The sequence below is a fragment of the Flammeovirga agarivorans genome (assembly GCF_012641475.1).
Taxonomy (GTDB): Bacteria; Bacteroidota; Bacteroidia; order Cytophagales; family Flammeovirgaceae; genus Flammeovirga; species Flammeovirga agarivorans.
Window position 1 is genome coordinate 640,939 of record NZ_JABAIL010000002.1, and the last position, 13,946, is coordinate 654,884.

At 34.3% G+C, this 13,946-nt stretch carries 9 protein-coding genes; 3 read left to right on the forward strand and 6 right to left on the reverse strand.

The window, feature by feature from the left end; translation table 11 throughout:
* Positions 1–4: 4 nt before the first annotated feature.
* The 3 genes from HGP29_RS07375 to HGP29_RS07385 form a co-directional block, all read right to left on the reverse strand.
* A complete protein-coding gene (locus tag HGP29_RS07375) occupies positions 5–538 on the reverse strand; it encodes an OmpH family outer membrane protein (RefSeq protein WP_168881727.1) in 534 nt (177 codons plus the stop codon).
* 40 nt (positions 539–578) lie between these two features.
* Positions 579–1,223, reverse strand: a complete 645-nt coding sequence (locus HGP29_RS07380) for a class I SAM-dependent methyltransferase (RefSeq protein ID WP_168881728.1) — start codon at positions 1,221–1,223, stop codon at positions 579–581.
* A 261-nt stretch (positions 1,224–1,484) separates the two neighbouring features.
* Entirely contained in the window at positions 1,485–3,704 is a 2,220-nt protein-coding gene (locus HGP29_RS07385) for an NADP-dependent isocitrate dehydrogenase (RefSeq protein ID WP_168881729.1), read from the reverse strand.
* A gap of 309 nt (positions 3,705–4,013) precedes the next feature.
* Between HGP29_RS07385 and HGP29_RS07390 the strand changes: the two genes are divergently transcribed.
* A complete protein-coding gene (locus HGP29_RS07390) occupies positions 4,014–5,147 on the forward strand; it encodes a sensor histidine kinase (protein ID WP_168881730.1) in 1,134 nt (377 codons plus the stop codon).
* Between the two features lie 37 nt (positions 5,148–5,184).
* A complete protein-coding gene (locus HGP29_RS07395; RefSeq protein ID WP_168882089.1) occupies positions 5,185–8,541 on the forward strand; it encodes a methylmalonyl-CoA mutase family protein in 3,357 nt (1,118 codons plus the stop codon).
* A gap of 46 nt (positions 8,542–8,587) precedes the next feature.
* Here the strand turns inward: HGP29_RS07395 and HGP29_RS07400 are convergent, their stop codons facing one another.
* From HGP29_RS07400 to HGP29_RS07415, 3 genes are all read right to left on the reverse strand, one after another.
* Positions 8,588–9,058, reverse strand: coding sequence for a hypothetical protein (locus HGP29_RS07400; protein WP_168881731.1), 471 nt, complete (start codon positions 9,056–9,058; stop codon positions 8,588–8,590).
* Between the two features lie 649 nt (positions 9,059–9,707).
* Complete coding sequence (locus HGP29_RS07410; RefSeq protein WP_168881733.1) at positions 9,708–11,048, reverse strand: tetratricopeptide repeat protein; 1,341 nt, start codon at positions 11,046–11,048, stop codon at positions 9,708–9,710.
* A gap of 119 nt (positions 11,049–11,167) precedes the next feature.
* Positions 11,168–12,304 carry an SPOR domain-containing protein gene (locus HGP29_RS07415; RefSeq protein WP_168881734.1) on the reverse strand — a complete coding sequence of 379 codons (1,137 nt, stop codon included), beginning with the start codon at positions 12,302–12,304 and terminating at the stop codon, positions 11,168–11,170.
* A 300-nt stretch (positions 12,305–12,604) separates the two neighbouring features.
* On the opposite strand from HGP29_RS07415, the gene HGP29_RS07420 reads away from it, so the two are divergent.
* A complete protein-coding gene (locus HGP29_RS07420) occupies positions 12,605–13,792 on the forward strand; it encodes a hypothetical protein (RefSeq protein ID WP_168881735.1) in 1,188 nt (395 codons plus the stop codon).
* The last annotated feature ends 154 nt before the right edge of the window (positions 13,793–13,946 follow it).

Below are 13,946 nucleotides of genomic sequence, written 5' to 3' on the forward strand. Positions count from 1 at the left end.
TAAATTATCTTGGAGAATCCTCAGGATCTCCCTCACCAAGTTCGTCTAAAACGAAATCAGTATAATTATATTTAGGATCTGAATAGATTAATGTAATATCTGAAGCCTTATCAAATATAAAATTTAGCTTTTTTTGACGAGCCACAGTTTGGCAAGCTTGAGCGATTTTATCTTGAAGGGGTTTCATATATTCCATACGTTTCGAATAAAGCAATCCTTCGTAACCAAAATGATTGGTTTGGAACTCTCGCATTTCCTTTTTAAGGTCTGCAATCTTATCCAATTTCTCCTTTTTCATTTCCGGAGTTAAAAGGATTTCTTCATGAGCGTAAGCTCTTTCCAAATCAGCAATCTCAGCTTTCATACCATCCAATTGCGTCAACCATTTGTCTGTAAGTTTCTTTAGTTTTTGTTCAGCCTCATTATATTCAGGAAGCTGTTCAATAATGACCTGAGAATCTATATAACCAAATCGCTGGGCATATGAATTTGATAAACTAATGAGAAAGCACAGACCTACAAAGAGTATTTTCTTCATTATTCCTTAGTTTAATACACCTTAAAGATGTTTATATTATTCACTTTATCAAAGTGTAGATAGCGCGTGTAAGTTGAGTTGTTGTTTCATAAGTATCTAATGAATACTCCTTAAAACCCGCTTTAGATGAATAAAAAGCCACATCTTGTTCTTCTACAAGTGTTGCATTTAAGACACCCCACTCCTCTTCTACGACAATTTTTTTATCATTTGATAACATTCCTACCTTGGAAATCGAATCGTTATAAGGACATTCAATGATCATTCTACCACCTTTTTTTAACCATTTATAAGCTTTCTCAATAGCTAATTTCTGATCATCAGCAGAAAGTTCTAGAATACCTGACCACATCCAAAGTATGATGTCTACACTTTCTTCTTCCCAATCTAGGGCACAAACATCAGCTTGTACCACCTGAATATCATCAGAGGAATTTTGCTTTAAGATGTCGACCAATGTATCAACGATCTCAACAGCAATAATTTTACCTTTAAAGTTATTTGCTTTAAGTGAATTAATGATTCGGCCGTAACCCGAACCCAACTCCATGATCACAGCATCTTCTTGGATCGTAGCGTATACTTGTTGCAGATCTTCTCCACCAGCTAAACCTATTTGATCGGCAAAACCTTTAAAGATATCTAGAGGCATCTTTTGATAGAAAGCAACATTACCCTCTTTCATATTTCGAGATTTAAAAAATTTATTACGTACAGACAGGAAATTTTTCCACCCAAATTGACGTCAAAAACTATGCAAGCTTACTACTTCAATTCGATTATCTTGACTAGAACGAAATAATCATATCGAAAGTATCTATCAATACCGTTATTTCTTGAATAAGTTCAAAAAAGAGCAGTTTTCTTTCTCAAAAAGCAAATCGTATAAAAGGGCAAAACCCCATCTGTACAGATGGGGTTTTGTTTTAATATATCTACTTGGTAATTATACCAATTGATTTAAAGCATCATTTAAAGTAAAGCTTGGACGCATAGCTTTAGAAGCTGCACCAAACTCAGGATGGTAGTAGCCACCAATCTCTTGTGCTTTACCTTGAGCACCGATCAATTCATCATTGATTTTCGCTTCGTTGCTTGTTAACGTTTCTGCTAACTCAGCAAACTTCGCTTTAAGTTCAGCATCTTTATCTTGAGCTGCTAATTCTTGTGCCCAGTATAAAGCTAAATAGAAGTGAGAACCTCTGTTATCAATGCTACCAATCTTACGAGCTGGAGATTTATCATTATCTAAGAACTTAGACGTTGCAGCATCTAAAGTTTCCGCTAAAACTTTCGCTTTAGGGTTGTCAAATGTATCACCTAAGTGCTCTAATGAAACGGCTAATGCTAAGAACTCACCTAATGAATCCCATCTTAAGTAACCTTCTTTCACAAATTGTTGAACGTGCTTAGGAGCTGATCCACCTGCACCTGTTTCAAATAATCCACCACCATTCATTAATGGTACGATAGATAACATTTTAGCAGAAGTACCTAATTCTAAAATTGGGAATAAATCTGTTAGGTAATCACGTAATACGTTACCTGTTACTGAAATTGTATCTAATCCTTTTACGATACGCTCAAGTGAGAATTTAGTAGCATCTACTGGAGCTTTGATAAGGATTTCTAAACCTTCAGTATCATAATCTTTTAAGTAAGTATTTACTTTTTTGATTAACTCAGCATCATGTGCTCTATTTTCATCTAACCAGAAAACAGCTGGAGTTTGTGTTGCTCTTGCTCTCTTCACAGCTAACTTCACCCAATCTTGAATTGGAAGATCTTTCACTTGACACATTCTGAAGATATCACCTTCTTCTACTGCCTGCTCAATCAATACTGTACCTGCTGCGTCAACAACTTTAACAGTACCTGCTGTTGACATTTGGAAAGTTTTATCATGAGAACCATACTCTTCTGCTTTTTTAGCCATAAGACCAACGTTAGCAACAGAACCCATAGTTGTTGGATCTAATGCACCGTTTTCTTTACAGAAGTCGATTGTAGCTTGGTAAACACCTGCATATGATCTATCTGGAATAACAGCTTTAGTATCTTGTTGTTGACCAGCTTTGTTCCACATTTGACCTGAAGTACGGATCATTGCTGGCATAGAAGCATCAATAATCACATCTGAAGGAACATGTAGGTTAGTAATTCCTTTGTCAGAATCAACCATTGCTAAATCAGGAGCATCTGTATAAACTGCAGCAAGAGCTGCTTCTACTTCAGCTTGCTTATCATGACCTTTAATCTTAGCATAAACATCACCAATACCGTTAGTAGCAGTAATACCTAACTCTTCGAATAAAGTAGCATACTTTTCGAATACATCTTTGTAGAATACTTCAACAGCAGCACCAAAAATGATAGGATCAGAAACCTTCATCATTGTCGCTTTCATGTGTAATGAGAACAATACACCGCTATCTTTAGCATCTTTTACTTGCTCTGCAATAAACGCTTTTAAAGCTTTCATGTTCATTACAGCTGCATCTATAATTTCGCCGTCTAATAAGGCTACTTTTTCTTTCAATACTTTTGTAGATCCATCTGCACCTACAAATTCGATTTTCACATCAGTTGCTTTATCAACTGTAACTGATTTCTCTGAACCGTAGAAATCGTTTGCAGGCATACTTGCAACATGTGATTTTGATGAAGAAGTCCATGCACCCATTGAATGTGGATGTTTACGAGCATAGTTCTTCACAGCTTTAGGAGCTCTACGATCTGAATTACCTTCACGTAAAACAGGGTTTACAGCAGATCCTAATACTTTTGCATAACGTGCTTTAATCTCTTCTTCCTCTGCATTTTGTGGCTCAGCTGGGAAATCAGGCACATTATAACCTTGTGCTTGTAATTCGTTGATTGCCGCCTGTAATTGAGGAATAGAAGCAGAAATATTTGGAAGCTTGATGATGTTAGCTTCTGGAGTTTTTGCTAATTCTCCAAGCTCTGTTAAAGCATCACCGATTTTTTGCTCATCAGTTAATTGTTCTGGGAAATTCGCTAAAATACGTCCAGTCAAGGAAATGTCTTTAGTTTCTACTTCAACTCCTGCAACGCCTGTAAATGCTTTTACGATTGGCAAGAAAGAGTAAGTGGCTAAAGCTGGAGCCTCGTCTGTTTTGGTGTAGATAATTTTCGCTTTTGTCATGTCTTTTAACTTATGTGATGATAAGGAAACACACGTAATGCTACCTATTGCTGAAATTTGTTGTTACGCTAGCTAATTATATAAAGTAATTAACTCTCAATTGAGCATTTTTTTGTTCCAATGTGCGAATTTAATAAATGTTTGCAATTTTGGAATGAAAAAATGACTTAAGTTTCATTTTTAATAAACCTCTTAATTCGTTTATGCGATTATTAATATATAACAACATTTACCATTTTCACTATCACTTTACTAGATTTTCATTGAATAAATAATTATATCTTTATAGATAATTAGGATTATTACAGTATGAGTTTTTTGTCGAAGTATAACATCAAACAAGACCAAGTATGGCAATTCCTTTTAGTGATAGCCTACTTTTTTTTAACCTTCAACTTTTTTGATCAGAGGTTCGGACACACCTATGCACTTATCAAAGCAGGTCTTCTAATTGGAGCTCAAATCATACTATGGCAGGTCAATTTAAAATTTTTAATACCATCACTTTTACTAAAAAAGAAGTATCTATTTTATGGGGCTGCATTATTCATAATTACTTTAAGCATTGCCACCTTATACAATAGAAGCGAAAAAAGAGTAATGGATTCTTGGAGAGTTGAAGCGAAATCTGAAAGATTGTTTCCATTTGATGCTCCCGAAGAGGAACAGAATCAATACAATAGAAATCGAATGAGAGGTGAAAACAGAGCAAAAAGATTCTTTACACCTCCAAAAATTTTCGAATCACTCTACAACTTCATCTTATTTAGTGTAGTTGCATTATTAAGTACTGCCTATAGAATGACAGTATATAGTTTAAAAAAAGAAAATGAAGCAACATTATTAAGAGAAGAAAAGGTAAAATCCGAAATGAGTTTTCTAAAATCTCAAGTCAATCCTCATTTCTTATTTAATGTACTCAATAATATCTATTCATTATCCTTCTTAAAATCTGACAAAACACCTGATGTAGTACTCCAACTATCAGACATGTTACGATACATGTTGTACCATACTGGGACTGAAACTGTTCCTTTATCAAAAGAAGTTGAGTATTTGCAAAATTTCATATCATTACATTTATTGAAAGATGACACTCTACAAGAAAGAGTTAAATATGATATCAATATTTCATCACATCACTTACAAATAGCTCCACTACTCTTTGCTCCTTTCATAGAAAATGCTTTCAAACATAGTCATATCGAAGATGAGCAAAATGGATGGATCAGTATTTCATTAGAAACCGAAAAAAACAATACTATACTGTTCAATGTTTCCAATTCAAAACCTTCAAGAAAAATAAGCAAAGACAAAGAAGGCGGTATTGGTTTGGAGAATGTAAAAAAACGTCTCACCTTGCAGTATAAAAACAAACACATATTAACCATCAATGAGACCCATGATAGGTTCTCGGTTACATTAGAATTACACACATCATAAACACTTAAACATTAAACACACTAAAATGACTTCACAAATGAATTCGAGTCAACCGTATCAACCTAAACATAAAATAAGGTTAGTAACGGCTGGTTCTTTATTCGACGGACATGATGCGTCTATTAACATCATGCGTCGAATCATGCAGTCAACTGGCGCTGAAATCATTCACCTTGGTCACAACCGATCTGCTCAAGAGATTGTAGATTGTGCTATTCAAGAAGACGTACAAGGTATTGCAATCACTTCCTACCAAGGAGGGCACTTAGAGTATTTCAAATACATCTATGATTTACTGAAAGAGAGAGGAGCTGACACCATTGGTATCTACGGAGGTGGTGGAGGTACTATTTTACCTACTGAAATTGAAGAACTCCACCAATACGGTATCAATAGAATATATTCACCTGATGACGGAAGAAAACTAGGCCTTCAGGGAATGATCAATGACATTTTAATACAATGTGATTTTCCTACTGGAAAAAATATACAGAAGGAGTCTCTAAATATTGACAAGAAGTCTCATAAAAACCTTGGTAGAGTTATTTCTGCTATTGAAAACTTCAAAAGTAATCATCAAGAGTTTTTAAGTGATCTTGCTAAAAAAGCAGAATATATTACTACTCCAGTCCTTGGTATTACTGGGACAGGCGGTGCTGGTAAATCTTCATTAGTAGATGAGTTAATTAGAAGATTTCTCCTTTCATCTGATGATCGACAAGTTGCGATTATATCTGTCGACCCTTCCAAAAGAAAAACTGGAGGAGCACTACTAGGTGATAGAATTCGAATGAATGCTATTTCCAATGGTAGAGTGTATATGCGTTCTTTAGCAACAAGACAGGCACATATCGCTTTATCACAACATATTCAAGAAGTATTGAACCTTGTTAAGGTCGCTGGGTTCGACTTGATTATTCTAGAAACATCAGGTATCGGTCAGTCGGGCACTGAAATTATTGACTTTAGTGATGTCTCATTATATGTGATGACTCCCGAATATGGCGCAGCAACTCAATTAGAAAAGATTGACATGCTGGATTATGCCGATGTTATTGCTTTAAATAAGTTTGATAAGAAAGGTGCACAAGATGCACTGAGAGATGTTGCAAAACAATACCGTAGAAACCACAACTTATTTGAATTACCAGATGATGATACACCGGTATTTGGTACAATGGCCTCTCAATTTAATGATACAGGAGTCAATCAACTCTACAACAAATTAATTGAGCTAATTAACGCAAAGAAGAAAGATCTTGCTTTATCAAAAGTTGAAAATAACATTGAAGGAAATAGAATTCACATTATCCCTCCTTCAAGAGTAAGGTACTTGTCTGAAATCTCTGAGGTAATCAGAAATTATAATGCTTCAGTAGACGAACAAGCTGAATTAGCGGATAAGCTCTATGGACTTCAAAAAGCGATTGAAGTTGTAGATCATGACAACCAAACTAAAGGTGTACTTCAAAAAGCTTTTGAAGATATTAAAAAGCAGACCAACCATGAAGTTTTAGATATTATTGAAGGTTGGAAAGAAAAAGTTGACAATTATGCTAGTGATGTTTTCACTTATCAGGTAAGAGGAAAAGATATCTATGTGGATACAAAATCAACTACATTGTCTGGTAATAAAATATCGAAAGTGACTTTACCAAAGTATAAAGGGTGGGGTGATATTGTAAAATGGTCAATGCAGGAAAATGTACCTGGAGAATTTCCTTATACTGCCGGTGTATTCCCTTTCAAAAGAAAAGGTGAAGATCCTACTAGAATGTTTGCAGGAGAAGGAAACCCAGAACGTACCAACAGAAGATTCCATTATTTATCTGAAGGGCAACCTGCTGCTCGACTATCTACAGCATTCGATTCGGTCACTTTATACGGTGAAGATCCTGCGTTCAGACCTGACATTTATGGTAAAATTGGCAATTCAGGTGTTAACGTCTCCAGTTTAGATGATGCAAAAAGGTTATATTCAGGTTTTGACCTTTGTGCTCCTTCTACATCTGTATCTATGACGATCAATGGGCCAGCTGCTGCTATGACAGCTTTCTTTATGAATGCTGCCATTGATCAACAATGTGAGCTATATATTAAGGAAAAAGGTCTTGAAAAAGATGTTCAGAATAAAATTGACGAAATCTACCAAGGATCAACAGCTCCAAAATATAGAGGTGAACTTCCAAAAAATCACAATGGATTAGGATTAATGCTTTTAGGTGTCACCGGAGACCAAGTACTTCCAACTGATGTCTATGAGGAAATAAAGAAAGCCACAATACAGAAAGTAAGAGGTACGGTTCAAGCAGACATTCTAAAAGAAGATCAAGCACAAAACACTTGTATTTTCTCAACGGAGTTTTCTTTACGTTTGATGGGTGATATGCAAGAGTATTTCACTAATCAAAGTATTAAAAACTTCTATTCTGTATCGATCTCAGGGTATCATATTGCTGAAGCTGGAGCCAACCCAATATCTCAATTGGCATTTACCTTAGCAAATGGATTCACCTTTATAGAATACTATTTAAATAGAGGAATGAAGATTGATGATTTCGCTCCAAACTTCTCATTCTTCTTCTCAAATGGAGTCGATCCAGAATATGCCGTAATAGGTAGAGTAGCCAGGAAAATTTGGGCAAAAGCATTAAAGTACAAATACAAAGCAAGTGATCGATCACAAAAGTTAAAGTACCACATTCAAACTTCTGGTAGATCATTACATGCTCAAGAAATTGCTTTTAATGATATCAGAACCACTCTTCAGGCTTTATATGCTATTTATGACAACTGTAATTCACTACATACAAATGCATATGATGAGGCGATTACCACACCAACAGAAGAATCCGTTAGAAGAGCCGTTGCTATTCAGTTGATTATCAACAAGGAGTTGGGATTAACCAAAAATGAAAATCCTATTCAAGGTGCTTTTATCATTGAAGAGCTTACTGACTTAGTTGAAGAAGCGGTAATGGCTGAATTTGATAGAATTACTGAAAGAGGTGGTGTACTTGGAGCCATGGAAACAATGTACCAACGCTCTAAAATCCAAGAGGAATCTCTATACTATGAAACATTGAAGCATAATGGAGATTTCCCTATCATTGGTGTAAATACTTTCTTATCAAAAAATGGATCACCAACAGTGATCCCTGATGAAGTAATTAGATCTACTAAAGAAGAAAAAAATGGGCAAATCCATGCGCTCGAACAATTACATCAAGTTTTAGAGAGTAATGGTAAAAAAGCACTTGGGAAGCTCTGTGAAGATGCCTTAAATCAGAATAATACTTTTGCAGCCTTAATGGAAGCCACTAAATATTGTTCTCTTGGGCAAATCACCTCCGCTTTATTTGAAGTTGGTGGGCAATACAGAAGAAATATGTAATAGATACAAAAAGGCCTCTGAAATTACTCAGAGGCCTTTTTATTTATTACAAACCTAAACTAATACCGATCTGTGCTCCAGATCCAATATTACCTTGAATACCGATTTTATCTGAGATATGATACTTAGCACCTACACCAATACCCCAGTGTAATTGATTGGCATGACCAAAATCAAATCCAATATCACCCACAGCATATACATCCCATTTTGGATTCGTAATATTTAATACTCTATCTGCATACCATCTAAATCTAGCACCAGCACCAAAAGTACTTCCGTCTCCAGACCAAGATTGATAATCAACAAATGCACCTACTGTAAAATCCCTCCCTAACTGAGCAATTTCATAATCGGCCATAAAACCTATGGTATTATTTGAGAAACCAGTGGTTAAACCAATATTTAAAGTACCAGGACCTTTAAAGTTTCCTCCCCCATTTGCAGGAGCTTGAGCGTAAAGATTTGAGAAGCTTAATGTAATTAAAGTGATGAATAGATATAAAGCTTTTTTCATTGTTGTAAACTTTTTAATGATTGAGTTTTTATTTTCACTTACTTATTTCCTAATCATTAAAATGTCACCTGATAAATTCATTTTTTTTCAAAAAAAATAAAAGAGCCACTTCTTTAGGGAAGTGACTCTTTCAATATTACGAATTTATATAAGATTAAATTTTCTCCAAGGACACAATTGATAGTTCAATTGCGTTAATTTTTTTAATAAAATATATGATGACGAATAACTCTACCCCTGTTCCAACACATTGTTGAATAAAGTAACTTACATCTACACTTAATAGAAAAGAATTAAATAGTAGATGTACTATCACCAAAAATACCAATGATGCTTTCGGGTGATTTCCCATCCGTAAAGCAACTACTATGTATAAAATGCTTAATAGAGTAGAAATAACCTTCTCTGATAAGTCTCCATTCTCAAGAGAAATCATCAGTATATTTAAAATTGACAACCCTATTAGGGATAATTTTGATTTTCTTAGTAAGCTACCAAATTGTTTTAATTGAAGTTCTAACATAATAGATGAATTGATTAAAATTGAAGAGTATATTATCTATATTTTAATATCAATCCATAAGAAATATCACTACAAAAAAAGGCCACCTCATTGAATTGAGATGGCCTTTCTTAAAAGTCTGGAACTTTATTTATTTAAAGCTTCCAACTCCTTGATATCTTTTAACTTCTGAATATCTGCAAACTCATATCGAACTGCATTCTTAAATGAACCGCCATATGCCGCTTTTAAGAAACTCTCTGAAGTTTTATAATCTCCAATTTCTTTGTAAACCAATGCAATTGCAAAATTGTATTTCGCTTTTGTTGGAGGATTAATAGTAGGATTATGAATTACCTTCTTTAATTTCTCTGTAGCTACTCCGATTTCACTAAGGTTCTTTTCACACATTGTCTTCATGAAAATCACATTAATGTTTCTTTCATTTTGAGGCAATGCTTTTTGGAACTCTTCCATATGAATATATGCTGTTGCATAGTCCATTGCTTGATAGTTCAGTGTCGCTAAATCTAACAACTTAGCAGAACGCTTTTTAACGTCTTTCTCAGCCATTAAAGCTCTATCTTGAGCAGCAATTACTTTTGTTTTATCAGTTCTGATAGCAGCCAACTGCTTTTGTAAATCGAAGGCCTCTATATAAGATGAATTAATTCCTAAAGTCACGTCAATCATATGTTGCGACTTTTCATAATCCATAACAGTAAAGTAAGTTTGTGCTAAATTAAAGTAGTAATCCTCTTGGAAGATCATAAACATAGATTCTGCTTCGCTTGTAGTAATCTTGTCCATCCACTCTTTTGCTTCAGCATACTTAGCTTGCTCAAACAAAGCCCAAACGTACTGATAATAGTATCTTTCGTTACCCGATAAAGGTTCAATATCACCAATGATATTAGCCATTAGTTCTTCCGCTTTCTCAGGATGACCCATTTCATTCCAATACATCGACTCATAATAGTCTAAGTCAAATGATTCTGTAAGGTTTAATTTTCTTACGTCATCAATATGTTTTTTGGAGAACCTGTGTCTATTTGCTTGATCAAGAATATCTAATATTTTTAATTTGTATAGATATTTTTGCTCAATTGCTCCATCTTTTTGATAAGCCAAATCATAGAACTCTACAGCTTTAATTGGCTGCTTACGTTGAGAATATAAATCGCCCAACATCTCATAAGCTCTAAAGAATCCTGGATCTGCTTTCACACAAGCTTCAAGTGTTTGGATCGCATCACCAAACTTTGTAACTGCTAAATATGTGTTTGCCTTTTTGAAGTAAATACTCCCATCATTTGGACTAGCATTAATTGCTTGATCCAACATATCCAAAGCCTCGTTGTAACGGTTGTTTGCTAATAAAAAATCTGCTTTCTCTAAATAGTCTGCAGCACTTTGTGAAAATGCAGGACTCACTACTAACAAGGAGCAAACTAACTTTAAGATGATATGAAATTTAGATAGTTTCATAGATTTCTAATGTTGAAGAACTCTTTTTCTATTGTATAAAAAGCTTGAAAAATTTATGCCTTTTATGATACAACTGAATAAATAAAAAAATAGTATAAGCGGTACAGTTATTTACCAGACTAATATGAATTTAAGAAATCAGTAAGCTGTCCATCTACCCCATATTGATTTAATTTTCTTTGGTAGGCTTCAGCAGCTTCCTTACTTACAAAATTTCCAGCAAATACTTGATAAGTGATATCTCCACTGTATTGATCAATCATGATATATACATCCTCGATATCGTACTCCCTCACAATTTGACATTGCTCCTGAGCAGATTCTAAATCACCCACATCTGTAATTAAGACAGACCATCTATTTTTCTCAATACGCACACCGTTAGGATTATATAAATAACGGTACATTGGGTCAAATGAGATGTACTCGGCAAAATACGTAGTAGGTTCAGCATCTTTTCCTTCAAAGTCTTTGATATTGAAGAACCAATATGCCTGTAATACAGAAAACGAAGTAGCTTCTTCATCTCCTTTTACATATAGGTAATATGTATTTCCTTGATCCGTAAGTTGTTTTGGTAAACCTCTTCTCATGGTATAAGCTGTAACTAAATAATTAATTACTGGCTCTCCAGCTACATGATCTTTCGGAGGCTTAGGAGCCACACGAACAAAATCTAGCTTACCATCATTATTAAAGTCACCAAAACTATCAGTTCCTTGGAATAAACTCGAGAACGATGTCTGACGGATTGAATTTCTATCTGTAATGTCAAAAACGTTGTAACAACGATATCTACAATTTTCTCCTAAACAATCTTCTCTAAAAGAGATCAGCATTAAATAAGATTTACCTAAATAATCGAATTCTTTTGCCTCTAAAACGTTAGAGTAATTTTGTCTAATAGATTTTTCCATTGAACAGAAGAAATTAAATTCTCTGCCATTCAATATTATCCCCGTTGGATTGGGGTTGAAGATGTTGTCATACTCTGCTCCATTCACAAAATAAATTTTAAAAGGAATAGAAGCATCTCCATAAATCGTAAATGTTGTATCTCCTACTTCTGCAGAGCTAGTTGGAAATAATTCGCTTTTAACTGAAACTGCTTCCTGAGAAAGTGAACTCGGTGAATATGTCGCTCCTTCGACCACTTCCTGTGCATGAGATTCTAAATCAAAAAAGAAGAAAACTGCAGTAAAAAAGACTATTAAATACCTTAATGAAATATTTAATATATTTTCTTTGTTCATCATATTAATGATCCCAATAATAGAGTACTAGTTATAACCTAACTCTTGATAAATTAACAATTGTTATCTAAACTAATAAGACTTATACGGTACTTTACTTAAAATAGTTCTAAAATTTACTCATTACTGTCAATTTCTGCTAGTTAAATTGATATAATGATAATAGTGTAACCGCGTAAACCTCTGTTCTTTTCTATTACTAACAAATCTTGTTCCGTTAATGCGTTTTAATTGAGTACTATTTTTGCTATTGAAACGTTAATTAGAAAAATTACATCATTTATTTGATAAAAAATACTTAAAATGAGTACTCTAACGAGAATTATTTTTCTCTCATTCTTTATTCTTTGTAGTCAAATTAGTTTTGCCCAAACACCTTTGGATAGAACTAGAATAATTTATAAGTCCGGAAAATATACAAATTCAACAAAAATTATTGTTGAGATTCATGGAACTGGAATTACCCAAATGATGGCTAGTGGCAGCCCATCTTTTGAAGGTTCTAGATGGATCCGTTTTCAAACACCTTTCAATTATACATTGTCTGCTGGTGACGGGACTAAAAGCGTTTACTACAAATTCAAGGATGTAGATGGAAACGAATCTAAAACGTTAATGAAAAAAATCATTTTAGATACAGAACCTCCTACAGACATTGGAGTAAAGATGGATGTTCCTTCTAATTACTTAACTGACCAAAACAGTCTAAAAGTAGGTGTGATTCTTTCTGCAAAAGGAGCAAAATATTACCAATTAGGGAATACAACATCTTTCCACGGTAATAAGTGGCGTCTTATTCAAGATGACTACGTAGAATGGGAACTAACTGCTGGCGATGATGGGATCAGAAAAATATATGCTAGATATAGAGATCAAGCAGGTAATGTTTCCCCTGTTGTTTCTGATGAAATTACCGTTGATAGAACAGCTCCATTTGCTGGAGGCATAAAAATAAATGACGGTGCAAAAATCACCAACAGACAAGATCGTACTGTAAATGTTAGCTTCACTTGTCGTCAGGTAGATTCTATGATCGTTGCTCAAGATCCAAAATTTATTGATAGTAAATGGGAATTGTTCAACGGAAAGAAAACCATTAAACTGACAGATGGTGATGGCAAAAAAATGATCTACGTTAGATATAAAGATTTAGCCGGTAATCAGACACAGACGTATTCTGCTTCTATTGATATTGACACTCAAGCACCACAAAACATCAGCTTGAGCATTAACCATGGAGAAAAATCTACCACTGATATCAATAAGCAAGTGACTTTAGATATACAACCTGATGGTGCAAAATTTATGATGATTAGCAACAGTTCTTCGTTTAGCGGAGGAAAATGGCAGCAAGCATCAACAAAATTTGAAAATTGGGTTTTAAAAGGAGAAACTGATGGAATGAAACATGTCTATATTCGCTTTAAGGACAACGCAGGCAATGTTTCTAGGCCTATTAGAGCTAGTATTGAACTTAAAAGAGGTTTTTAATCTTTTGATATACAGCTAAAAAAATACCAAAAAAGGATTCAACATAATTTGCAATTGAATCCTTTTTTTTTGTGCTAATATTTTGAAAAAAGAGGAACTTTTCATTATTTCGCATTTATCCTATATAATTAGTAGATTAAATAAAAGTTAACAG